The sequence below is a fragment of the Enterobacter cloacae complex sp. 394F7 genome (assembly GCF_057320385.1).
Genome location: NZ_JBXWCS010000004.1, coordinates 1 through 22,139 on the forward strand (window position 1 = coordinate 1; position 22,139 = coordinate 22,139).

The following is a 22,139-nucleotide window of genomic DNA, read 5'->3' on the forward strand; positions in this document are numbered from 1 at the left end:
TGCGTAAGCTGGCGCAGGTGGCGTATGGCGTCCTGAAATCAGGACGCCCGTTCGATGCCACACTGCACGAGAAAAATGCTTGCGTGGCATAACAGTATCTACATTCGGATCGTAGGCCCGGTAAGCGCAGCGCCACTGGGCATAAAGGCAAGGAGTGCCCATGTCAAACTACCGTCGCCATTACGTCCCCGGCGGCACCTGGTTTTTTACCGTCAACCTGCAAAACCGGCAGAGCGATTTACTTACCCGCCATATTGATAGCCTCCGCCAGGCCACCTCATCGGTGAAACGATCAAAGCCCTTTACGATTAATGGCTGGGTGATCCTTCCTGAACATATGCACTGTATCTGGACCTTGCCGGAAGGTGACAGCGATTTTTCCGGGCGCTGGCGTGACATCAAAAAAACGTTCTCACGAAACATTGAAATGCGCCACATCTGGCAGGCGCGTTTCTGGGAACATACCATCCGCAACGACAATGATTACCGCCGACATATGGATTACATCTACCTCAACCCGGTAAAACATGGGTACGTTGGTAAGGTCGTCGACTGGCCGTTTTCAACGTTTCATCGGGATGTACGGGAAGGGTTGTATCCGGCGGATTGGGCCGCGGAGATTGTGGATTTTGCGGCGGGGGAGTGGAAGTAAAAACGCCGGGTAAGCGCAGCGCCACCCGGCAATACATTACAACTCAGTCCTCAAAGAACCAATACCCGCTGTTGACCAGCGCGGCAAGCATGGCGAGGAAAGAGGGATCTTCCAGGGCGTCGCCAAAGGTATCGGCAGTCAGTACCAGATGGCTGGCGATGGCTTCCAGCGCCGGGCGATGCGGAGAATCCAGCTTCTCGCCGTTGACGAAGACATCTTCACCGATGCGCAGCACGCGTAACCCACCGAGGCGAACCAGCTTGTCCCCCTGCTGCAGCGCATCATAAATCTCGTCGGCCTGGTATGGCGGCTCCGGAGGCGCCACATCCAGCTCGTGACGTGACTGGCTGATAAACTCACCAAACCACTGTCTGAAATGTTCCGGCTCGTTGATCAGATCCAGCATCATGCCGCGCAGCTTATCCAGCTCTGCTGGCAGAATGTCTGCCGGATGCTCGCGGGAAGGCACATCCGGATCGCTGTAGCGATGGCTGCCCAGCTCGCGTTGCAGAACGTAATCGGCAAAACCGCTGATCATCTCGCGACCGCTTGGCGCGCGGAACCCGACGGAGTAGTTGAGGGAGTTTTCCAGCGAGTAGCCTTCATGCGGGAATCCAGGCGGGATATAAAGAATATCACCCGGCTCCAGCTCTTCGTCGATGATCCCGTCAAACGGATCTACCTGAAGCAGGTCAGGATGCGGGCAGTGCTGTTTCATTGGCACTTTTTCACCCACGCGCCAGCGGCGGCGGCCGGTCCCCTGAATGATAAACACATCGTACTGATCCAGATGCGGGCCAACGCCGCCCCCTGGCACGGAGAAGGAGATCATCAGATCGTCCATTCGCCAGTCGGGCAGGGCGCGGAACGGGCGCATTAAGGCTGCCGTCGGCTCGTGCCAGTGGTTGACCGCCTGCACCAGTAATGACCAGTTATTTTCACCGAGGTGATCGTAGCTTTCGAAAGGACCATGGCTGACCTGCCATTTTCCATCCTGGTGGCTCACCAGGCGGCTGTCGACTTCGTTTTCCATGGCCAGGCCAGCCAGTTCGTCAGGCGAGATAGGGTCGACAAAATTGCTGAACCCGCGCTTAAGAACTACCGGGCGTTTCTGCCAGTAGCGTTCAATAAACTCGGGCCAGTTCAGTGCTAAGTGATAATCCATATTTTTTTATTCCGCAGGCTCTTACTGAGTCGGATTATAACGGAAGCGCAGAAGCCTGGGTGCGAGATCCGCGCATTTTTCACATAACGGGCTAACTATCGTTCGATGTGGGCTGCTGACGGCCAAAAATCACTTCCATTCTGGCACCGCCAAGTAAACTTTCACCGGTTTCGATTTTGCCGTCGTACTGGTCGACAATCTCGCGTGCGACGGACAACCCCACCCCCTGGCCGGGACGCAATGTATCCGCACGCTGACCGCGATCAAATACCACGTCACGTTTGTTGCGCGGGATCCCCGGGCCATCGTCCTCAACAATGATGTGCAGCTCGTTGTCCGTCTGACGGGCGGAAACCTCCACGAACTCCAGACAATATTTACAGGCGTTATCGAGCAGGTTACCCATCACCTCCATGAAATCATTCTTTTCGCCGACGAAACTGATTTCAGGAGAGATATCGAGACTGATGTTCACCCCTTTACGCTGATACACCTTATTCAGCGCAGAGGTCAGGTTATCCAGCAGTGGTGCCACGGGGTGCAGCTCCCGGCTCAGCAGGGCGCTGCCGGAACGCATGCTGGCGCGATGAAGATAGTAGCCAATTTGCTGCGAAATACGGCTGATCTGCTCAAGCATCACCGGCTCGGCATCATCAACGCTCATTCTGGAGCTGCGCATGGATCGCAGGGTGCTTTGCATGACGGCCAGCGGGGTCTTCAGGCTGTGAGTGAGGTCAGTCAACGTGGTGCGGTATTTATCGTAGCGCTCGCGTTCACTTTTCAGCAGGCGGTTAAGGTTACGCACCAGACTTGTTAGCTCACGCGTCGTCTCAGGATTAAGCTTCTCGCGATGATGCTCCTCCAGCTCGCGAACCTCTTTCGCCAGCGATTCAATCGGGCGCAAACTCCACCAGGCGGCAATCCACAGCAGCGGTATGACCAGCAGCAGATTGGCAGCCAGCACGTAGACGAACCAGCCCCAGACCCGATAAGAGCGTTTAAGCTCGACGGGGATGGTATCCACCACTACGATGGTCAGCTGCGGCATGTCAGGCGTGGCGGGATAGAGGTTGATGGCGACGGAGTGGGTCATTTCTGTTTCGGCGTCATCGGCGCGGATCTCATTCAGCTTTTTTTGCAGAGAGCGATCTTCGCGCAGCAGGCTGCTGGTGGTATTCAGATCGGCTTCAATTTCATGAAATCCGTTGGTTTTCAGCCATTCCGGGCGGATGCTTTTCACCAGCCAGGGAACATCACGCTGTGCCCACAGCAGTTTCCCTTTTTCATTGTAAATCAGCGCCAGCGTGGGACTCTGCTGGTTAAGATTCTCCGGCATTTCAACGCTGATCTGGTTGTTTTCCCACTTTGCGAGGGTATAAAACAGGTTGCTCTCACCGCGCAGCAGACGAAAGGTCGTTTTATCAAAACTGACGCTGTAACCAACCAGCGCCACCATGCCGTAAGAAAGCGACAGCACCAGCACAACGGCGGCTGTAGCCAGCAAAAAGCGAACCCGCAGTGAAAGGGGCATAATATGCCGCATTAGTCGTTTCATTTAGCGTAATTCGAACAGGTAGCCCTGACCGCGCACGGTTGTGATCACATCATGCGGATACTGCGCCTGAATCTTCTTACGCAAACGGCCCATCAGCACATCAATGGTGTGACTCTCACGCAGTTCGGCATCCGGGTAAAGCTGGAGCATTAAGGAGTCTTTGCTCACCACTTTACCGTTGTTACGGATTAGCGTTTCCATGATGGTGTATTCGAAGGCCGTCAGTTTGATGACTTCATTGTTGATTGAGAATTCCCGACGGGAGAGATCCACCTGGAAAGGTGGAAGGGAAATCACCTGGGAGGCGAGCCCGCTGTTGCGGCGTAACAGGGCCTGCATGCGTGCCGCCACTTCTTCAATATGAAACGGTTTGGTGACGTAATCATCGGCACCGGCACTGAGCACTTCCACTTTGTCCTGCCAGCCTTCACGCGCGGTCAGCACCAGGACAGGAAGGGAGACATCGTGGCTGCGCCAGCGGCGAATCAATGACAGTCCGTCTTCGTCAGGTAACCCGAGATCAACGATGGCGATATCCGGCAGGTGTTCATTGAGATAATAATCGGCTTCTTTTGCATCTTCCGCATCATCCACCTGATGTCCCATCTCCTGAAGCTGAACCTTCAGGTGATGACGTAGCAATGCGTTATCCTCAACAACCAGTACGCGCATCATCTTTCTCCCAGAATTAATAGTATGAATAGTTTAACGCTGATTATGTTGTTGTGGGGATAAACATTGAGTAAACCGGGGAAAAAGCAGCCCCCTTTTCGGGCGAAAAGGGGGCGGAGGAGATTACTTCAGCTCGTCGACCATGGTGATGGCGCGGCCAATGTAATTCGCTGGTGTCATCTCTTTCAGGCGGTTTTTTTCCGCTTCCGGCAATGCGAGGCTATCGATAAACTGTTTCATACCTTCCGCATCGACACGTTTACCGCGGGTCAGCTCTTTCAGTTTTTCATACGGTTTTTCGATGCCGTAACGACGCATCACGGTCTGGATCGGTTCGGCCAGCACTTCCCAGTTGTGGTCCAGCTCGTCCAGCAGACGATCGCGGTTCACTTCCAGCTTGCTCACCCCTTTCAGGGTGGACTGATAGGCGATCAGCGCATAGCCAATCCCCACGCCCAGGTTACGCAGCACGGTGGAGTCGGTCAGGTCGCGCTGCCAGCGGGAAACCGGCAGTTTGCTCGCCATATGCTGCAACACGGCGTTGGCCAGACCCAGGTTGCCTTCAGAGTTTTCGAAGTCAATCGGGTTCACTTTGTGCGGCATGGTTGAAGAGCCGATTTCACCGGCGATGGTCTTCTGCTTGAAGTGGTTCAGCGCGATATAACCCCACACGTCACGGTCGAAGTCGATCAGAATGGTGTTGAAGCGGGCGATACAGTCGAACAGCTCGGCGATATAGTCGTGCGGCTCAATCTGAGTGGTGTACGGGTTCCACTGAATTCCCAGGGAGGTCACGAACTCTTCACTGAACTGATGCCAGTCCACTTCCGGGTAAGCGGCAATATGGGCGTTGTAGTTACCTACCGCGCCATTGATTTTACCAAGGATCTCAACCTGTTCCAGTTGACGATACTGACGCTCCATACGGTATGCCACGTTAGCCATCTCTTTACCCATCGTGGATGGCGTAGCGGGCTGACCATGGGTACGGGAGAGCAGGGGAATGTCGCGGTATTCCACAGACAACGCTTTCACCGCGTCAATGATTTTACGCCAGTAAGGCAGAACCACCTCTTTGCGCGCGGTAGAGAGCATCAATGCGTGAGACAGGTTATTGATGTCTTCAGAAGTACAGGCGAAGTGAATGAATTCAGACACCGCGTGCAGCGCCGGAACGCTTGCCACTTTCTCTTTCAGGAAGTACTCAACCGCTTTTACGTCGTGGTTGGTGGTACGTTCAATGGTCTTGATGCGAGCAGCATCTTCTTCATTGAAGTCAGCAACGATTTTATCAAGGTAATCGTTTGCCTGGGCGTCAAAAGCAGGAACTTCCTTGATTGCTGCCTGGGCGGCCAGCTTTTGCAGCCAGCGTACTTCAACCTGAACACGGAACTTCAGCAGGCCATATTCGCTGAAGATCCCGCGCAGCGCGCTGACTTTATCGCCGTAGCGTCCATCGACAGGGGATACGGCGGTCAGTGAGGATAATTCCATAATTCGCAACTCCGGGAGGTTAACAATGAGCAAGAATTTGTTTTGCCTGAGTCGTCAGGCGATTACGAGAAAACATTAACTGCAGGCGGCCACCGCCAACCTGATGCCACAGCACGGCGGCACGGATACCGGCCAGCAGCGAGGCGCGTACTTTTGCCTGGACCTGCGGGCTTTGCAGTACGGCAGGTGAACCGGTGACCTGGATACGCGGGCCCAGCGGACTGATGACATCAACATAAATACCGGCCATGGCGCTCAACAGCGTTTCAGACTGCAGATCAAAATGGTCGAGCTGACGCTGCAATCCGGCAATGCGGTCACCCAACGTATTCAGCGCGCCTTTCGCTGCGCTGAGTTTACGTTCCAGCACCATCAGGCTTAACGTATAACGGGTAAGCTCTGCGTTTAATCCCTGACGGCTGCTGGCATTAAGCACGCCAAGCAAGGTTTCAAGACCGAGACGAAGATTGGTTTCGCTGCCACCGAAGACACCCAGGGTTGAACCGGGGTTGAGATCGATAACGCTGTTGAGCGAAACGTGCAGCGCGTCAGCGTCACAATGACCCTGATGCGCCAGCTGTTGCACCAGACGGGCTGACTGGCAAATTCCTGCCAGTGCCAGGGTGATGTCATAATAGTTCTTCGCCACACGTTCTCCTTTATGTGTGCTATCGGGTTAAACGGCCGGCAGCGGCAGGCGCTGTTCTATGATCCCACCACCCAGGCAGATATCACCGCTGTAGAAGACGGCGGACTGGCCCGGCGTGACGGCTGCAACTGGCTCGTCAAAACGCACGTCAATGCGATCGTCATCCAGCGCGGTAATGGTGCAGGGGATATCCGTCTGACGGTAGCGTGTTTTTACCGTGCAGCGCAGGGTACCTTTGAGCGGTTCACGGTCGACCCAGTGCAACTGTTGCGCGATCAGGCCAACGGACATCAGACGCGGATGGTCGTGCCCCTGAGCGACGATCAGAATATTGTTTTCGACATCTTTGTCGACCACGTACCACGGATCTTCGCTACCGTCTTTGGTACCGCCGATACCCAGGCCTTTACGTTGGCCGAGGGTGTGGTACATCAGCCCCTGATGCTGGCCAATTTCGTCGCCATCGACCGTGACAATTTTGCCCGGCTGCGCAGGCAGGTAGCGACCAAGGAAATCGCGGAATTTGCGCTCGCCAATAAAGCAGATACCGGTGGAGTCTTTTTTCTTCGCGGTGATCAGATCCAGCTCTTCAGCAATTTTACGGACTTCTGGCTTTTCCAGCTCGCCAACCGGGAACAGGCTTTGTGCAATCTGTTCATGGCTTAGCGTATAAAGGAAATAGCTCTGATCTTTATTACCGTCCAGACCGCGCAGCAGCTGGCTTTTGCCGTTCACATCGGCGCGACGCACGTAGTGACCGGTCGCAATATAGTCTGCGCCCAGATCTTCCGCCGCGAATTCGAGGAAGGCTTTAAATTTGATCTCTTTGTTGCACAGAATATCCGGGTTCGGGGTACGGCCCGCTTTGTACTCTTCCAGGAAAAGCTCAAACACGTTATCCCAGTATTCTGCGGCAAAGTTAACGGTGTGCAGTTCAATGCCGAGCTTGTCGCACACGGCCTGCGCATCGGCGAGATCCGCAGCGGCAGTGCAATATTCCTCGCCATCATCTTCCTCCCAGTTCTTCATGAACAGGCCCTCCACCTTATAGCCCTGTTGTTGCAACAGGTAGGCGGAAACGGAGGAATCGACACCGCCGGACATGCCGACGATCACTTTTTTCTGGCTGTTATCTGACATGGAATACTCACGACATTGAACTTCAAGGCGGCGTATTCTATCACGCCCCCCCACCATTGACACCCTCTGTAAACGGCCAGTTAAATTCTCCGATGACCTCCAGCGGCAAGCGTGCGCCTGACTGCCAGCAGCGAATGCTTTCGGCAACCAGCGGCGAGCGCAGGTTTGGCGCGTTCAGGATCTCGTCGGCGCTGACCCACAGGCAGCGATCGATATCGTCGTCGTGCGGCTCAGTGGAGCACGTTTCGCTAAGCTCGACGGCAAATAAAAAACGCAGGAAGGGCGTTTTATCAGGCGCAATCCACTGATGCATACGAATGAAGTGCTGAGGATCCGCGTGGATGCCCGTCTCTTCCCAGAGTTCACGTTTTGCGGCCTGTAATAAGGTTTCATTGGCTTCCAGATGCCCGGCTGGCTGATTCCACAGCGCTTTGCCGTTAATGCTCTCTTCTACAACCAGGAATTTACCCTGTGCGTGAACCACACAGGCGACCGTGACATGAGGTTTAAACATATTGACTCCTTAAGGGGCAACGTCCCGCCATTCACCATTAGCCAGGGAATCCAGGGTGTAACTGCCCATGGCATAGCGAATCAGGCGCAGGGTAGGGAAGCCCACGTGGGCGGTCATGCGCCGAACCTGACGGTTGCGGCCTTCATAAAGGGTGATTTTGAGCCAGCTGGTGGGAATAGATTTGCGCTCGCGAATGGGCGGGTTGCGCGGCCACAGCCACTCCGGTTCATTAACACGTTCAATACCTGCGGGCAGGGTGGGGCCATCGTTTAACGTCACGCCGTTGCGGAGTGACGCGAGCGCCTCTTCATCCGGCTCACCTTCCACCTGCACAAAGTAAATTTTGCCGGTGCGTTTTCCGGGCTGCGTGAGTTTTGCCTGTAGGGCTCCGTCGTTGGTTAAGACCAACAGACCTTCGCTATCGCGGTCCAGACGACCCGCGGCATAAACGCCCTGAACAGGAATGTAATCCTTTAACGTGCTGCGCCCGGCTTCGTCGGTAAACTGCGGCAACACATCGTAGGGTTTATTGAACAAAATAACCCGCTTTGGCTGGCTTTCTTGCGGTCTTCTGGCGGCTTGTCGTGAGCTGAATCGCTCAACCCGGTGTTTTGTAAAAGAAGTTTTCTTCATGGTATTTTCAGGCGTTATCAATTGCCGCATTATAGCCTAATAACGAAGACCTTTCATGGCGCAGGACAATCAGGTACTATCGAAGGGCTCATTACAATTTATTAACATAAGATCAGTAACAACCAGAAGCGCTCGAAGGAGAGGTTAATGGAAAGCAAAGTAGTTGTTCCGGCGGAAGGTAAAAAGATCACCCTGCAAAACGGCAAGATTAACGTTCCTCACAATCCGATCATTCCATTCATCGAAGGTGATGGTATCGGTGTAGACGTTACCCCGGCAATGCTGAAAGTGGTTGATGCCGCTGTTGAGAAAGCCTACAAAGGCGAGCGTAAAATTTCCTGGATGGAAATTTACACCGGTGAAAAATCTACTCAAGTTTATGGCCAGGACGTTTGGCTGCCAGCAGAAACGCTGGACCTGATCCGCGACTACCGCGTTGCTATCAAAGGCCCACTGACGACGCCAGTTGGTGGCGGTATCCGTTCCCTGAACGTGGCACTGCGTCAGGAGCTGGACCTGTACGTGTGTCTGCGTCCGGTTCGTTACTATCAGGGCACCCCAAGCCCGGTTAAGCACCCTGAGCTGACCGATATGGTTATCTTCCGCGAAAACTCAGAAGACATCTACGCGGGTATCGAATGGAAAGCTGACTCTGCTGACGCAGAAAAAGTGATTAAATTCCTGCGCGAAGAGATGGGCGTGAAGAAAATTCGCTTCCCTGAGCATTGCGGTATCGGCATCAAGCCGTGCTCCGAAGAAGGGACCAAACGTCTGGTGCGCGCGGCAATTGAATACGCGATCACCAACGACCGTGACTCTGTGACTCTGGTTCACAAAGGCAACATCATGAAGTTCACCGAAGGCGCGTTCAAAGACTGGGGTTACCAGTTGGCGCAAGAAGAGTTCGGCGGTGAGCTGATCGACGGCGGCCCATGGCAGAAGATCAAGAACCCGAACACCGGCAAAGAGATCATCATTAAAGATGTTATCGCCGATGCGTTCCTGCAGCAGATCCTGCTGCGTCCAGCGGAATACGACGTGATCGCCTGTATGAACCTGAACGGTGACTACATCTCCGATGCCCTGGCTGCACAGGTTGGCGGTATCGGTATCGCCCCAGGCGCGAACATCGGTGACGAATGCGCCCTGTTCGAAGCAACCCACGGTACTGCACCAAAATACGCAGGCCAGGACAAAGTGAACCCAGGCTCTATCATCCTGTCCGCAGAGATGATGCTGCGTCATATGGAATGGTTCGAAGCCGCAGACCTGATCGTCAAAGGTATGGAAGGCGCGATCAACGCGAAAACCGTAACTTACGACTTCGAACGTCTGATGGAAGGCGCTAAACTGCTGAAATGTTCAGAGTTTGGCGACGCGATTATCGCGAATATGTAATCCAGATTCTGGGTTAAACAAGAACGGGAGCTTGCTGGCTCCCGTTTTTATTTTGTGTGAAACCGGTATCACGACTACCACGGAAATTTCATAAAAAAATTCATACTCAGAACATTCCCGGGAAATAAGCGAAAGCGAGACTATAGCTTCTGACAGAAATGGCTATGTGAGCGCATCAACGTTATTCGCTCTCGAAAGCGAACGGTGTGGAAATGTTATCCGGCATAACGTTAGCAGTCATAAATACTTTGGGAATGGACGCAACTGTTCGTATTATGTCCCTGAAAGATTTAATCAGGAGAAATTGATATGGAAGAGGTTATTTATGTTATCGATGATGATGATGCATATCGGTCGTTTGTTGTTCAGTTCTTAACAGCCGCGGGCTATCAGACGTTTGACTTCAGTAATGCCGAAGAATTTTTATCCTCTCCGATCGTTGATCATCCTTCATGCTTAATCCTTGAATTAAACCTTCCGCGTATGAATGGCTTTGACGTGATGGATGCACTCAAAGCGCGTGGATGCGCTATACCGGTACTCATTCTGACGAAGAGCGGCTCCATCCCTGCCTGCGTTCGGGCAATGAGAGCAGGCGCCCGGGATTTTTTGACCAAACCGGTCGAACCTGAACAACTTTTGCGCGTGGTGAATGAGGTATTGATCGACGCGACAAACCATTTTCTGGAACAGCAACGGTTATTTGAACTATGCAAAAATTACCAGGCGTTGACGCGACGTGAGAAACAGATTTTTGAGCTGGCAATTAATGGCTTGCAAAATAAACAAATCGCATCGGAACTGGGCATAACAGAAATTACGGTGAAGGTACATCGACGCAGGGTGATGGATAAAATGCAGGTTCGTACGTTAGCGGATCTGGTGCATGCTGCCGGCACGTTGCAAATCGGTAAATCCCGATGTCCACCCCGCAGGCTTTATTGATAACGCGGCGATCGTCACCGGACAGTTTATACCACCCTGACATTCATTCAGATTATTGTCCCCCTGGGGTGTTGAATTTTGCTACCCTATGAGAGGTAACGCCTCTCAACCGGGGCGGTCTACGATAATGGAATGAATTGATTATGAGTGAAAATGATACTATCCCAAAGAAGTCTACAAGCCAGATTAACAAAGCGGTATTCTTCACATCTGCTTTGTTAATTTTCCTTCTTGTCGCCTTTGCCGCAGTATTCCCGGATCTGGCCGACAAAAAATTCAAACTCCTGCAGCAACAGATATTCACCAATGCCAGCTGGTTCTACATTCTTGCTGTCGCCCTGATTTTACTGAGTGTTACTTTCCTCGGTCTTTCGCGTTACGGTGATATCAAACTGGGGCCGGATCATGCCCAGCCTGATTTCAGCTACCATTCCTGGTTTGCGATGCTGTTTTCGGCAGGGATGGGGATCGGCCTGATGTTCTTTGGCGTTGCCGAACCGGTAATGCATTACCTTTCGCCACCCGTCGGCACCCCTGAAACCGTAGCCGCAGCGAAAGAAGCCATGCGCCTGACGTTCTTCCACTGGGGACTGCATGCATGGGCCATCTATGCCATTGTGGCGCTGATTCTGGCATTCTTCAGCTACCGTCACGGTTTGCCTTTAACGCTGCGTTCCGCACTCTATCCCATCATCGGCGATCGCATCTACGGTCCTGTCGGCCATGCAGTCGATATTTTTGCGGTGATAGGGACGGTCTTTGGCGTTGCCACATCGCTGGGTTACGGTGTTTTGCAGGTTAATGCCGGTCTGAACCATCTTTTTGGGGTGCCCATCAATGAAACGGTGCAGGTCATTCTGATTGTGGTCATCACGGGGTTAGCGACGATTTCAGTGGTGTCCGGTCTGGACAAGGGAATACGTATCCTCTCTGAACTCAATCTGGGTCTGGCTGTTTTACTTCTGGCGCTTGTGCTGTGTCTTGGACCAACCGTACTTTTACTGAAATCTTTTGTCGAAAATACCGGCGGTTATCTTTCGGAATTAGTGAGTAAAACCTTTAACCTTTACGCCTACGAACCGAAATCAAGCAACTGGCTTGGTGGCTGGACGCTGTTGTACTGGGGATGGTGGCTTTCCTGGTCGCCGTTTGTCGGTATGTTCATCGCGCGCGTATCCCGTGGCAGGACAATTCGTGAGTTTGTTACGGGCGTGCTGTTTGTTCCCGCAGGTTTTACCCTCATGTGGATGACGGTGTTTGGTAACAGCGCCATTTATCTCATCATGAATCAGGGAGCAACAGACCTGGCAAATACCGTCCAGCAGGATGTCGCGCTGGCCCTGTTTAATTTCCTTGAACATTTCCCGTTTTCCTCAGTGTTGTCATTTATTGCAATGGCGATGGTCATTGTCTTCTTTGTCACCTCGGCTGACTCCGGGGCGATGGTTGTTGATACGCTGGCATCGGGTGGCGTCGCTAATACGCCTGTATGGCAACGAATTTTCTGGGCCTCGCTTATGGGGATTGTGGCCATTGCACTGCTGATTGCGGGTGGGCTGAGCGCGCTGCAAACCGTGACAATAGCGAGCGCATTACCATTCTCCGTGATCTTATTGATCTCAATATACGGACTGTTAAAAGCCCTGCGTCGGGATTTGACCAAACGTGAAAGTCTGAGCATGGCGACGATTGCGCCGACCGCCGCACGTAACCCTATTCCGTGGCAAAGAAGGTTGCGCAATATCGCCTATCTGCCGAAACGTTCTCTGGTGAAACGGTTTATGGACGACGTTATCCAGCCTGCCATGACGTTGGTTCAGGAAGAACTGAACAAGCAGGGGACGTTGAGTCATATCAATGATGCGGCTGACGATCGTCTCCGGCTTGAAGTTGATTTAGGCAATGAGCTGAACTTTATTTATGAAGTGAGGCTACGTGGCTATAATTCGCCAACTTTTGCTCTTGCCGCTATGGATAATGACGAGCAACAGGCAGAGCAACACCGCTATTATCGCGCTGAAGTGTATCTGAAAGAGGGCGGTCAGAACTATGATGTGATGGGCTGGAATCAGGAACAGCTTATCAATGACATACTGGACCAGTACGAAAAACATCTGCACTTCCTGCATCTGGTTCGTTAATACCAAAATGCCGTCCGATGGGACGGCATTTATTTTGCCACTGACTGTGTGAGACAGCCTCATGTTAGCCACTGTACTTATCGTTATTGTTGCGTTAATCCATCTCTATATTCTGGTGCTGGAGATGTTCCTGTGGAACACCAAAACCGGGCACAAGGCTTTCAATCTCACGCCCGATTTTGCGCGTGAAACCCGCGTACTGGCTGCGAATCAGGGGCTTTATAAGGGTTTTCTGGCGGCGGGTCTGCTCTGGGGACTCTGGCTCGGAGAGCGCGGTGTCCCTGTGACCGTCTTTTTCCTGAGCTGCGTGCTACTTGCCGGAATTTTTGGCGCAGCGACTGCCAGTCGAAAAATCCTCTATGTTCAGGCTATGCCGGCTCTCGCTGCCTTACTTGCGCTGCTTATCTAATACTTTGGTCAACGTAATGCGTCCGCTATACTCGGTGCATCACCCGCTAAATGACAGACGAGAGACTGTTTATGAACAACGATATTCCGCTTAAATATTATGACATCGTCGATGAGTATTCGACGGAAACCGCTGAGCCAGTCAGTGAGTCAGAGCATGACGCGCTGGCGTACTATTTCCAGCTGCTGCTGACGCGGTTAACGAACAACGAGGAAATCAGCGAGGAAGCCCAGCAGGAAATGGCCAGTGAGGCGGGGATCCGCACGGCACGCATCGATGATATTGCGAATTTCCTTAATCAGTGGGGGAACGAGTAGCCCGCAAGGGCATTCTCATCGTAAGTTTCTTCGCCAGTTCACTGCGTGTCAGTGATTTTGAGAAGTACCACCCCTGGATCAGAGCGTCAGGATACCTCTCCGCAATAAAACGATACTGGGTTTCACTTTCCACCCCTTCGAAAACGAGCGTTTTGTTGAGCCTGGCAAGCGCATCGCAAAAAATAGCAAAAATATTCTGCTTATAATGTTCATTGATACCGTCCACCAGCGACTTATCGATTTTGATTTCGTCATATTCCAGCAGAGAGAGTCGGTCCAGGTTTGAGTTTTTCACGCCGAAATCGTCTATCGATATTCTCACCCCACGTTTTTTCAGCTCCAGACAAAACCCTTCCAGAATATCCGCACTGGATACCGCTTTTTCTGAAAGTTCCACTTTTATCAAAGACAGGGGGATGTGATTAAATGCACATTCACGACGTAACGTCTGGATAAACTGTCCATCTTCAATCTCTGTTCGCCCAACGTTCAGCGAAATCATCAGCTGATGTTTAATGGCAAGCGGTGCGATCTCAGACAGCGATTTTTCAATAATATTAATATAATACTGTCGGTACAGCCCAATTTTCTTAATTAAAGGAATAAACAGTTCCGGAGAAACATCGGTGCGATGATAATCGCGCCATCTCGACAGCACTTCTACCCCGACAATGCTTTTATCCTGGATACGTATAATCGGCTGGTAGTTAACGCTGATAGAATTGTTTTTTACCGCCTTAACCAGCGTTCGCTCCAGTGAGAAGCGATCTTCGTAAATGCGCATGAAAAACAACGAGATTGCGGTCCAGATAAAACACAAAATAGTCGTCAGAAGAATAAACACCACAACGGGGAGCGAAGCCAGGCCCGCGTCGTAATGCTTCACCGTAACGCATATGTCCCATCGCGTGCTGCACTGCGTCAGGATCAGGGTAAATAGCGCTGAATCTGGCCAGTGGTGTTTTATGACATCTGGCTTAACCGAGAAAAAAGTTCGGTCGAAATTTTTCGTCGTGGTACTCAGCGCATAGTTTGCCGTAACCGGCATGAATTTATCGTAGGCATAACGCGAGGTGAAAATAATCACATTATTATAGATTGCCGCGTTGCCAGTGAAAAAATCTTTTCTCGAAAACTGCGCTAACAGAAAGCCTCTTGGTGTTTTATGGAGTTCTGTTGGTAGAGGGACTGGATTGGCGAGCTTACCCCAAAAGGCAGTACAGACGACTTGCCCATTTTCAACAAAACCGATATCGGAAAAATAGGGGCTGTCGAGTTTTAGCTTTCTGTAGCGATCAAGGCTGGTTTGATCGCAGCCTCGGGTTGTTACCTCTTTAAGGGCCAGCGCGATGCTTTCGGATAGTCCTTCGGAATAGTGTAAAAGCGTCTGGGCGATCTCACGCTGTTTATCCTTCTGCTGGCTGACGATAACCGCATTCACCGCATACAGAGACAGAATGACCAGAATCGTTGATACGGTAGCAACGGCAATGATTTTTTTCATTTTCCGGTTATCCTGTCAGCTCCCTGATGGGGTGAATCTTAACACAGCCGGGGCAGGGTACAAGCCTGGTCCTCACGGGAGAGAGCGGCAGTGCCAGGAGATCTCCGTAATAACCCTGAAGCAAATTTTAGTGAAGCAAAATAATAACCGCTTCTTATTGTGCGCTTAAGTGCAATTTATTTTCCTCTTATCCTGACCTTTGTTACAGTGACACGAGTTGTCAGCCAGGGATGTCAGGCGTGATAAGGTGGAAAAGCTCGTGCATGTGAAAAATACTTTTTACACAACAACCATTACTGTCATCATTGTCTCGTTGATCATCTCGTTGTCGCTTGCGGTCCAAATTACCACGTCCAGACAGCAGTCAATTCAGCAAATTAATACCGGCGTTGCTAACCTGAGCCATACCCTGGATGTTTATACTGAGGGGATCATGCGTCAAAGTGAAATGCTGATCACCACCATTTCAGACATGATCGACATTTATGGTATGACCCCGGAACAGGCGACCAATATTCAGCGGATAATTGAAAACCAGGATAATCTTCTTAGCCAGATTAATAATGTGGTTATTTACGATGTCAATGGTGACATCTTCACGGCATTGTACGGACGTTTTTCCGGGCCGCGAAAAGGGGCTGACAGATCGTTTTTTATCTATCACAAGGAAAATAAAAGTCAGCAGATTTTTATTGGCCAGCCGGTCGTGAGCAGAACGAACGGGAAATGGGTGATTACGATCAGTCGACGGCTTGAAACGCAGACCGGAGACTTTAACGGCGTTGTCGTGGTGACGCTTGGAATCGAAAATTTTCTGGCACTGTACGGGCAGATTAATATTGGCCATGCTGGTGTCATTGGCCTCACGACACAATCCGGCGTGTTGCTGGTTCGCTATCCGTTTAAAAATAACTACATTGGCGCGATTGTTTCAGACTCACCCCTGTTCAGAGAATACCTGAAGGTACAAAATTCAGGGATTGCCAGCTCGGTTTCGCGGTTTGATAAAGTCGAACGCATTTTCGCTTTTGAGAAAAACAAACGTTACGGATTGGTTACCACCGTTGCAGTGAGTAAAGAAGAAGCACTTGCAGCCTGGCGTAAGCAGGCCATTCAGCTCGCCGTACTCATTCTTATTTTTACCGTGGCGCTTATCGTCGCGTCTTATTTTCTCTATTCGGATCTGTCCAGAAAAACCAGAGATAACAAAGAGCTCAAGATAATAGCCTCTGAAGATGCGCTGACGGGGCTTTTCAACCGCCGCACGTTTGATGAAAAAATTCTGTCTGAAATTGCCACATGTGCGGATAACGACACGCCTATTTCTATTCTCATTGTCGATGTCGATTATTTCAAAAAATACAATGATAACTACGGTCACCCAGAAGGAGACCGATGCCTTACCCTACTGGGGAATAGCCTCAGAGAGAGCCTCACCCGCAACAACCAGCTTGTGGCGCGTTATGGCGGCGAAGAGTTTGCGCTGATCCTGCCAGACGCCGATATTCAGGAAGCCATCCGCCTGGCCCAGACGATCATTCGCAATGTATTTTCACTGCATATTGAGCATGCCTTTAGCCCCTTTGGACGGGTAACGGTCAGCGTCGGGGTGTCAACCGCACGTGCCGTTGACATTGCAGGCAGCCAGCAGAACATTATTATTGCGGCTGACCAGGCGCTCTATCAGGCAAAACGCGCAGGACGCAACCGCTATGCCTTTATCGCCGTGTAAGTGGGCAAAAAAATGCCCACTAAAGCGTGGGCAAAAATACTGGAAGCAATGTGAGCAATGTCGTACTGAATACTTGAGCGTTTAACTCAACTATTCAGTGTTGAGAAAGATAATCTTTCTCATCTTAAGTTGCAACCCCACATTTCGTGTGGTGCGGTTTTGGATACTAAATGCGCACTCTCTCGCTGTGATACTAATCACAAATTTCCTTTCCTGGATCCTGTGCTATCCTTTTTGTGTCGTTGATTTAATGACAAAAACCATACAGAGAGGAAAGTTATGGGAATTTTATCCTGGATTATCTTTGGGCTTATTGCGGGTATTCTGGCGAAGTGGATCATGCCGGGCAAAGATGGCGGTGGTTTTATCGTTACCGTGATACTGGGTATTGTCGGCGCGGTCGTCGGCGGCTGGATCAGTACGCTGTTCGGGTTTGGCAAAGTTGACGGTTTCAACTTCGGCAGTTTTGCTGTCGCCGTGATCGGCGCGCTGGTTGTTCTGTTTATCTACAGAAAAATCAAAAGCTAAGTTTGATAAGCGTTAAAAAAGGCTGCCAGATGGCGGCCTTTTTACGTTGCGGTGTTACCACCAGCCAAATTGTGTGCCAGCAACGGCGACGATGGCGACGAGCAGCATAATGAGGGTGGTTTTTCTCATTTATGCTCCCGGAGCCGCGTAACCACCGACAAAAAACCATGCTAAAAAAACCACCGCCGTTATAAAAATAACGACCGGGAAGAGGATCCCTATTCTCATGCCATCACCTGTTTTGGTTTTCAGAATGCCGTAGAGTGTACGGGGTTAATCCAAAACGTGAAAGCGCGTTTTGCCTTTACCCTTTTTATCCTGATACATCGCAACATCCGCGACGCGTAATGCGCTGTCCGGATCCGTCCCGGCAGGATCAACTTCGACAACTCCCAGGCTTGCACCCGGGTACACAATACTCACACTGCCCAACCCGTATTGGCCGGCAATCCGGTCGCGAAGCCGCGCCCTGAGCAGGTTAATCTGGCCATCGTCAGCCTGATTTTCCGCTTTACTCAGGCAGGCTACCAGGAACTCATCGCCCCCCAGGCGGCCGATTATCTCGTCTTCGGTCTTTTCATCTGACAGACGTTTGCCGACTTCAATGAGGAATTGATCGCCTGCTTCATGCCCGTACTGGTCGTTAATCCGTTTAAAATCATCCAGATCGATAAAAGCGATAATCACGTTGCGTTTAAGGTGGCGGCCTAAAGAAAACAGGGTGTTGAGATCTTCAAAGATGGCGCGGCGGTTGGGTAAACCGGTGAGAACGTCGGTAAAGGAGTAGGCGATGAGCGCTGCATTCGCTTCTCGAAGTTGAGAAAGCAACGACTCTTTCTGAATATACTGGGCAATCAGCCCGGCAAAGAGTTTTAGCACGTGTTCGCCGCGTTCACTGAGCAGCTTCTTTTCCGTGCTGGTCGCACAGAGCGTGCCGTACAGGGAACCATCCGCCAGGTGAACCGGCACGCTCATGTACGTGGTAATACCGAGCGCTTTCGCGGCGTCGCAATCCGCCCAGCGTTCAGGAACCTCGTTACTGAAAATGGTGTCACTGTCCAGCGCACGTTTGCACAATGTATCGCCCCAGGGCACGCTTAGTCCCTCCGGGATCTGCATCTGCTTACTGTTTCGGGCATACAAAATATGCTGAAGACGGGCATTGATATCGACCTTCGTCAGGTAGGTCGACTCCATTTCGGTCACAAGTTCCAGCATCTCCAGCAACTGGCGAACGAGACTTTCAAGGGATTGTTCCGTGGTGAGCGTTTCTGACACTCGGGCCAGGATGATATCTGACATGACGTAGGTTGACTCCCATGCACAAGACGTCTGCATCTGCATGTTATGCTGAAAATTTCGACTTCAGCCATAGTAAAACATGAATGGTGAAAATTTTATATATCCACCAGAAGCAGGCAGGGGAGAAAAAGGCCCCGTTGTTGAGACCGGGGCAAAGACATCTTGATTACGGAATGATGTTCTCTGGTCGTAAGGAGAACACGCCTCACTATAGTGTTGAAAAGTGCAGTTAAAATGGAGAAATGATGGAGAAAGCGACGGCGACCCGTTACCCTTATCTTCTGATGATGTAAAAAGGATCAACACGATGAGATTTCTGCTTTTGGCTCTCGCGCTACCCCTGGCGGCCTGTACCACAAAAACGTCTCCACCTGTTGCCCCACCGCCGCCGCATAGGGTGGGGATGGCTAACCCTGCCTCTGTCTATTGTCTGGAAAAAGGGGGAGAGCAGATCCCAATCCAGAGCCCGCAGGGCGTGCGTACGGAGTGTAAATTGCCCGGTGGCGAAGTGATCGACGAATGGGAGCTCTACCGCCGCGATCATCCGCAACCCGCCAGGTGACAGCAGGACAAAGATTGCGATACACTTCTCTTTAGGATTATTCTTAGCCAGTTTCTGGCCACCGTTATCGTGAGAGAAGTATGTTTCAGCTTAAACCGGGCAGCATGGCGTTGATCATTGGTGCCCGCACGGCCTCAGGCCGTCGCAATGTGGGTAAATCCGTTGAGTTGTTTGGCCTTTGCCAGCCCGGCCAGCGCTTCGTTAACCCGGTCAATGGCGTGATGACGCAGCTGCCCGCGACAGCGGATCGCGCGCTCTGGCTGGTAACTGGCGATGTCTACGCCTTTGATAATCAGCACGGTTTTGCGTTTGTGCGCGCCGAACATCTGCTGCCGCTCACGCCGGATGAGGCACCGCAAACCTCCGATGCGCTGACGGCCAACTAATTACAGATGGCGCAGCCAGTCGGCTAAGACCATTGCGTGATTCTGTTCGGTATTTTTCGCGGCGTAGAGAAGGGTTAAGGTTTGCTGTCTGGCGAGGGTTGCAAGACGCAATCCTTCGTCTTTATGCTGCGCCAGCTCTTCCCGATACGCCTGGCTGAAGGCAGCGAAATCAATGGTTTCACTGTGAAAGGCCTTACGTAACCCGTCAGAAGGCGTAAGCGCTTTGCACCATTCATCATGCACAAGGTCTGCTTTTTTCACCCCTCGCGGCCACAGTCTGTCCACCAGCACCCGATAACCATCCTCCGGGGCTGCCTGTTCATAGACGCGCTTGCACTGAATCATCATTTCCCCCTCCCAATTTAAGGTATTGTGATTATTGCAGAAGATCGGTAGTCTGAGGTTCCTTATGTTATCTGATAATACTCTGGCATAAGGAACCTTTCATGGAACACCTCCCGGTTAAAACGACGCTGCGCATTGCGCTGGTTGGCGATTACAATCCCGATGTGATTGCGCACCAGGCGATCCCGCTGGCCATTGATGATGCTGCTGCAGTACTGGATCTCACCGCTGATTACGACTGGCTAGCGACGACGGAGCTGACCAGCCCTGAAGATCTGGTGGGTTACGATGCCATCTGGCTGGTTCCTGCAAGCCCCTACAAAAACACCGAAGCCGCCTTTATCGCTGCACGCTACGCGCGCGAAAACAGCATTCCGTTTCTCGGCACCTGCGGCGGTTTTCAGCATGCATTGATTGAGTATGCGCGTAATGTGCTCGGCTGGAGCGATGCGGCGCACGCCGAAACGGACACCGAAGGCTCAATGGTGATTGCGCCGCTGACCTGCTCGCTGGTGGAAAAAACCGATGCGATTGAACTGCGTAACAACACGCTTATTGCGAAAGCCTACGGCAAGCCGGAAATTGAAGAGGGATATCACTGCAACTACGGCGTATCGCCGGAATTTGCGCAGGAGCTGGAGAGCGGTGATATGCGCGTGACGGGCTGGGACGAGCAGGGGGAAATCCGTGCCGCAGAGCTGGTTACCCATCCGTTCTTCGTGATTACCTTATTCCAGCACGAGCGTGCTGCGCTGGCGGGGCGTCCGGTGGTGTTGGTACAGGCGATGCTGCGTGCGGCACGGGGATAAATAACAGGCAGACCGTCAGGTCTGCCACTGTTTTTAGCGGGGCGTGATCTCCCGGTCGCGCCCGGCAAGCATGCCGCAGATGGCCATCACCACCGAGGCCAGCGCGCAGGCCAGAAGGGGGATCTGCCAGTCACCGGCGGTATCGTGAATTTTCCCCATCAGCGGAGGCCCGCAGGCGGCCAGCAGATAACCAATCGACTGCGCCATACCGGACAGTGCCGCCGCCTGATGGGCAGAGCTGGCGCGCAGGCCGATGAACGTCAGACCGAGGATCATCGTTGCTCCGGTGCCAAAGCCAAACACCAGCGTCCACACGACTGCCAAATCCGGTGCAAACCAGAAACCGGCCGCACTCACTGCGCACATCAGGGCTACGGCACCGGCGATCCCGCGCTGATCGTTCAGACGATGCAGGATCAGCGGTACGGCAAGGCCCGGAATGGCCGTGGCCAGCTGTAAGAGCCCGTGCATGGAGCCTGCCTGCGCTTCGCTGTAGCCGTGGCTGAGTAATATCGCGGGCAACCAGCCGATGATGACGTAGTAAATCAGCGAGTTAATGCCGAGAAAGAGCGTCACCTGCCAGGCGAGGGCAGAACGCCATATGGCGCGGTTGTGCAGCGCTCCTGCACCGGTCACCGTGGCGACCTGCTTCTGGCGCCACTGCGGCAGCCAGAGCAGTAACGCCAGCAGGGGAAAGATCATCAGCATTAGCAGCGCGCCATGCCAGCCTGCGGCTCCCTGGGCGAGAGGAACAATCAGCGCCGAACCGAGCGCCGCCGAAACGCCCATTGTCAGGGAATAGGCCCCGGTAAGGCGGGCAACCTGGCCGGGAAAGTCGCGTTTGATTAAGCCCGGTAATAGCACATTCCCGAGCGCGATACCGCAACCGATCACCGCCGTGCCGGTAAACAGCAGGGCCGCAGAGGGCAGAGAGCGCACGGCAATCCCGGCGCAGATCAGCAGCAGGGCGAGGAACAGGCTGCGCTCCATGCCGATACGCCGTGCTACGCCCGCGGCAAGCGGCGAGACAAGGGCAAACGCTAATAGCGGCAGGGTGGTTAGCAGGCCGGTTTGCGCGGTGGTTAATCCATATTCAAGGCGAATGGTATCGAGCAGCGGCGCTGCGCCGGTAAAGGTGACGCGAAGCGTCGTGGCAATCATCAGAATGCCGGCGATCAGCAGCGCGCCTTTGCGAGTAGCAGTAGTCATTGTTTTCTCATACGTTCAGGCGAGCGCACACAATACCGATTTTCGCCGTGGTTGAAATCAGGCTAAAATGACAGTTTA

The 22,139-nt window shown here is 52.4% G+C and carries 25 protein-coding genes; 11 read left to right on the plus strand and 14 right to left on the minus strand.

Features of this window, described 5'->3' with window-relative positions; genetic code table 11:
- Nucleotides 1–160: 160 nt before the first annotated feature.
- Nucleotides 161–652, plus strand: a complete 492-nt coding sequence (locus tag AC2FAK_RS06900) for an REP-associated tyrosine transposase (protein ID WP_038979836.1) — start codon at nt 161–163, stop codon at nt 650–652.
- Nucleotides 653–695: 43 nt separating this feature from the next.
- On the opposite strand, the gene AC2FAK_RS06905 is transcribed toward AC2FAK_RS06900, so the two are convergent.
- The 8 genes from AC2FAK_RS06905 to rluE all read right to left on the minus strand — a co-directional run bounded on the left by AC2FAK_RS06905 (nt 696) and on the right by rluE (nt 8,504).
- Nucleotides 696–1,817, minus strand: coding sequence for a ribosomal protein uL16 3-hydroxylase (locus AC2FAK_RS06905; protein ID WP_014831472.1), 1,122 nt, complete (start codon nt 1,815–1,817; stop codon nt 696–698).
- Between the two features lie 91 nt (nt 1,818–1,908).
- Complete coding sequence (gene phoQ, locus AC2FAK_RS06910; RefSeq protein ID WP_029881973.1) at nt 1,909–3,372, minus strand: two-component system sensor histidine kinase PhoQ; 1,464 nt, start codon at nt 3,370–3,372, stop codon at nt 1,909–1,911.
- Entirely contained in the window at nt 3,373–4,044 is a 672-nt protein-coding gene (gene phoP / locus AC2FAK_RS06915; RefSeq protein ID WP_013097083.1) for a two-component system response regulator PhoP, read from the minus strand.
- Nucleotides 4,045–4,167: 123 nt separating this feature from the next.
- Nucleotides 4,168–5,538, minus strand: a complete 1,371-nt coding sequence (gene purB, locus AC2FAK_RS06920) for an adenylosuccinate lyase (RefSeq protein ID WP_029881974.1) — start codon at nt 5,536–5,538, stop codon at nt 4,168–4,170.
- A gap of 19 nt (nt 5,539–5,557) precedes the next feature.
- Entirely contained in the window at nt 5,558–6,187 is a 630-nt protein-coding gene (gene hflD / locus AC2FAK_RS06925) for a high frequency lysogenization protein HflD (RefSeq protein ID WP_013097081.1), read from the minus strand.
- Between the two features lie 27 nt (nt 6,188–6,214).
- Nucleotides 6,215–7,327, minus strand: a complete 1,113-nt coding sequence (gene mnmA / locus AC2FAK_RS06930) for a tRNA 2-thiouridine(34) synthase MnmA (RefSeq protein WP_013097080.1) — start codon at nt 7,325–7,327, stop codon at nt 6,215–6,217.
- Between the two features lie 40 nt (nt 7,328–7,367).
- Nucleotides 7,368–7,841 (minus strand): NUDIX hydrolase, encoded by a 474-nt coding sequence (locus AC2FAK_RS06935; protein ID WP_095454849.1) that lies wholly within the window; start codon nt 7,839–7,841, stop codon nt 7,368–7,370.
- A gap of 9 nt (nt 7,842–7,850) precedes the next feature.
- Nucleotides 7,851–8,504, minus strand: coding sequence for a 23S rRNA pseudouridine(2457) synthase RluE (gene rluE / locus AC2FAK_RS06940; RefSeq protein ID WP_095454848.1), 654 nt, complete (start codon nt 8,502–8,504; stop codon nt 7,851–7,853).
- A 117-nt stretch (nt 8,505–8,621) separates the two neighbouring features.
- Between rluE and icd the strand changes: the two genes are divergently transcribed.
- The 5 genes from icd (at nt 8,622) to AC2FAK_RS06965 (ending at nt 13,684) form a co-directional block, all read left to right on the plus strand.
- Entirely contained in the window at nt 8,622–9,872 is a 1,251-nt protein-coding gene (icd, locus tag AC2FAK_RS06945; RefSeq protein WP_013097077.1) for an NADP-dependent isocitrate dehydrogenase, read from the plus strand.
- A 309-nt stretch (nt 9,873–10,181) separates the two neighbouring features.
- Nucleotides 10,182–10,817, plus strand: coding sequence for a response regulator transcription factor (locus tag AC2FAK_RS06950; RefSeq protein WP_095454847.1), 636 nt, complete (start codon nt 10,182–10,184; stop codon nt 10,815–10,817).
- 143 nt (nt 10,818–10,960) lie between these two features.
- Nucleotides 10,961–12,958: a BCCT family transporter gene (locus tag AC2FAK_RS06955; RefSeq protein WP_038979854.1), complete on the plus strand. Its 1,998-nt coding sequence runs from the start codon at nt 10,961–10,963 to the stop codon at nt 12,956–12,958.
- A 61-nt stretch (nt 12,959–13,019) separates the two neighbouring features.
- Nucleotides 13,020–13,367 carry a DUF1304 domain-containing protein gene (locus tag AC2FAK_RS06960; protein ID WP_095454846.1) on the plus strand — a complete coding sequence of 116 codons (348 nt, stop codon included), beginning with the start codon at nt 13,020–13,022 and terminating at the stop codon, nt 13,365–13,367.
- Nucleotides 13,368–13,438: 71 nt separating this feature from the next.
- The gene (locus AC2FAK_RS06965) at nt 13,439–13,684 is read left to right on the plus strand and encodes a YmjA family protein (RefSeq protein ID WP_020690326.1); all 246 of its coding nucleotides are present in this window, start codon (nt 13,439–13,441) and stop codon (nt 13,682–13,684) included.
- Here the strand turns inward: AC2FAK_RS06965 and AC2FAK_RS06970 are convergent.
- Nucleotides 13,662–15,188 (minus strand): EAL domain-containing protein, encoded by a 1,527-nt coding sequence (locus AC2FAK_RS06970; protein ID WP_095454845.1) that lies wholly within the window; start codon nt 15,186–15,188, stop codon nt 13,662–13,664. The genes AC2FAK_RS06965 and AC2FAK_RS06970 overlap by 23 nt on opposite strands.
- A 247-nt stretch (nt 15,189–15,435) precedes the next feature.
- On the opposite strand from AC2FAK_RS06970, the gene AC2FAK_RS06975 reads away from it, so the two are divergent.
- Entirely contained in the window at nt 15,436–16,920 is a 1,485-nt protein-coding gene (locus AC2FAK_RS06975; protein WP_045295800.1) for a sensor domain-containing diguanylate cyclase, read from the plus strand.
- Between the two features lie 279 nt (nt 16,921–17,199).
- Nucleotides 17,200–17,448, plus strand: coding sequence for a GlsB/YeaQ/YmgE family stress response membrane protein (locus tag AC2FAK_RS06980; protein ID WP_008500746.1), 249 nt, complete (start codon nt 17,200–17,202; stop codon nt 17,446–17,448).
- Between the two features lie 54 nt (nt 17,449–17,502).
- On the opposite strand, the gene yoaJ is transcribed toward AC2FAK_RS06980, so the two are convergent.
- Genes yoaJ through AC2FAK_RS06995 form a run of 3 tightly spaced genes read right to left on the minus strand, consistent with a single transcriptional unit; the run spans nt 17,503 to nt 18,750 of the window.
- Nucleotides 17,503–17,577, minus strand: coding sequence for a protein YoaJ (yoaJ, locus tag AC2FAK_RS06985; protein WP_071830143.1), 75 nt, complete (start codon nt 17,575–17,577; stop codon nt 17,503–17,505).
- Nucleotides 17,578–17,676, minus strand: coding sequence for a YoaK family small membrane protein (locus AC2FAK_RS06990; protein WP_014883431.1), 99 nt, complete (start codon nt 17,674–17,676; stop codon nt 17,578–17,580).
- Nucleotides 17,677–17,721: 45 nt separating this feature from the next.
- Nucleotides 17,722–18,750, minus strand: coding sequence for a sensor domain-containing diguanylate cyclase (locus AC2FAK_RS06995; protein ID WP_095454844.1), 1,029 nt, complete (start codon nt 18,748–18,750; stop codon nt 17,722–17,724).
- Nucleotides 18,751–19,057: 307 nt separating this feature from the next.
- On the opposite strand from AC2FAK_RS06995, the gene AC2FAK_RS07000 reads away from it, so the two are divergent.
- The gene (locus AC2FAK_RS07000) at nt 19,058–19,312 is read left to right on the plus strand and encodes a putative hemolysin (protein WP_038979863.1); all 255 of its coding nucleotides are present in this window, start codon (nt 19,058–19,060) and stop codon (nt 19,310–19,312) included.
- Nucleotides 19,313–19,392: 80 nt separating this feature from the next.
- Nucleotides 19,393–19,698 (plus strand): hypothetical protein, encoded by a 306-nt coding sequence (locus AC2FAK_RS07005; RefSeq protein ID WP_095454843.1) that lies wholly within the window; start codon nt 19,393–19,395, stop codon nt 19,696–19,698.
- Here the strand turns inward: AC2FAK_RS07005 and AC2FAK_RS07010 are convergent, their stop codons facing one another.
- Complete coding sequence (locus tag AC2FAK_RS07010) at nt 19,699–20,043, minus strand: DUF488 domain-containing protein (protein WP_058679138.1); 345 nt, start codon at nt 20,041–20,043, stop codon at nt 19,699–19,701.
- A gap of 101 nt (nt 20,044–20,144) precedes the next feature.
- Between AC2FAK_RS07010 and AC2FAK_RS07015 the strand changes: the two genes are divergently transcribed.
- Nucleotides 20,145–20,852, plus strand: a complete 708-nt coding sequence (locus AC2FAK_RS07015; RefSeq protein ID WP_014831497.1) for a CTP synthase C-terminal region-related (seleno)protein — start codon at nt 20,145–20,147, stop codon at nt 20,850–20,852.
- A gap of 33 nt (nt 20,853–20,885) precedes the next feature.
- On the opposite strand, the gene AC2FAK_RS07020 is transcribed toward AC2FAK_RS07015, so the two are convergent.
- Nucleotides 20,886–22,061, minus strand: coding sequence for a CynX/NimT family MFS transporter (locus tag AC2FAK_RS07020; protein ID WP_013097065.1), 1,176 nt, complete (start codon nt 22,059–22,061; stop codon nt 20,886–20,888).
- Nucleotides 22,062–22,139: the final 78 nt, after the last annotated feature.

Coding starts and splice junctions, on each gene's coding strand:
- AC2FAK_RS06900 (WP_038979836.1), top strand. CDS start 161: ATGTCAAACTACCGTCGCCATTACGTCCCCGGCGGCACCTGGTTTTTT.
- AC2FAK_RS06905 (WP_014831472.1), bottom strand. CDS start 1,817: ATGGATTATCACTTAGCACTGAACTGGCCCGAGTTTATTGAACGCTAC.
- phoQ (WP_029881973.1), bottom strand. CDS start 3,372: ATGAAACGACTAATGCGGCATATTATGCCCCTTTCACTGCGGGTTCGC.
- phoP (WP_013097083.1), bottom strand. CDS start 4,044: ATGCGCGTACTGGTTGTTGAGGATAACGCATTGCTACGTCATCACCTG.
- purB (WP_029881974.1), bottom strand. CDS start 5,538: ATGGAATTATCCTCACTGACCGCCGTATCCCCTGTCGATGGACGCTAC.
- mnmA (WP_013097080.1), bottom strand. CDS start 7,327: ATGTCAGATAACAGCCAGAAAAAAGTGATCGTCGGCATGTCCGGCGGT.
- AC2FAK_RS06935 (WP_095454849.1), bottom strand. CDS start 7,841: ATGTTTAAACCTCATGTCACGGTCGCCTGTGTGGTTCACGCACAGGGT.
- rluE (WP_095454848.1), bottom strand. CDS start 8,504: ATGCGGCAATTGATAACGCCTGAAAATACCATGAAGAAAACTTCTTTT.
- icd (WP_013097077.1), top strand. CDS start 8,622: ATGGAAAGCAAAGTAGTTGTTCCGGCGGAAGGTAAAAAGATCACCCTG.
- AC2FAK_RS06950 (WP_095454847.1), top strand. CDS start 10,182: ATGGAAGAGGTTATTTATGTTATCGATGATGATGATGCATATCGGTCG.
- AC2FAK_RS06955 (WP_038979854.1), top strand. CDS start 10,961: ATGAGTGAAAATGATACTATCCCAAAGAAGTCTACAAGCCAGATTAAC.
- AC2FAK_RS06960 (WP_095454846.1), top strand. CDS start 13,020: ATGTTAGCCACTGTACTTATCGTTATTGTTGCGTTAATCCATCTCTAT.
- AC2FAK_RS06965 (WP_020690326.1), top strand. CDS start 13,439: ATGAACAACGATATTCCGCTTAAATATTATGACATCGTCGATGAGTAT.
- AC2FAK_RS06970 (WP_095454845.1), bottom strand. CDS start 15,188: ATGAAAAAAATCATTGCCGTTGCTACCGTATCAACGATTCTGGTCATT.
- AC2FAK_RS06980 (WP_008500746.1), top strand. CDS start 17,200: ATGGGAATTTTATCCTGGATTATCTTTGGGCTTATTGCGGGTATTCTG.
- AC2FAK_RS06990 (WP_014883431.1), bottom strand. CDS start 17,676: ATGAGAATAGGGATCCTCTTCCCGGTCGTTATTTTTATAACGGCGGTG.
- AC2FAK_RS06995 (WP_095454844.1), bottom strand. CDS start 18,750: ATGTCAGATATCATCCTGGCCCGAGTGTCAGAAACGCTCACCACGGAA.
- AC2FAK_RS07000 (WP_038979863.1), top strand. CDS start 19,058: ATGAGATTTCTGCTTTTGGCTCTCGCGCTACCCCTGGCGGCCTGTACC.
- AC2FAK_RS07005 (WP_095454843.1), top strand. CDS start 19,393: ATGTTTCAGCTTAAACCGGGCAGCATGGCGTTGATCATTGGTGCCCGC.
- AC2FAK_RS07010 (WP_058679138.1), bottom strand. CDS start 20,043: ATGATTCAGTGCAAGCGCGTCTATGAACAGGCAGCCCCGGAGGATGGT.
- AC2FAK_RS07015 (WP_014831497.1), top strand. CDS start 20,145: ATGGAACACCTCCCGGTTAAAACGACGCTGCGCATTGCGCTGGTTGGC.
- AC2FAK_RS07020 (WP_013097065.1), bottom strand. CDS start 22,061: ATGACTACTGCTACTCGCAAAGGCGCGCTGCTGATCGCCGGCATTCTG.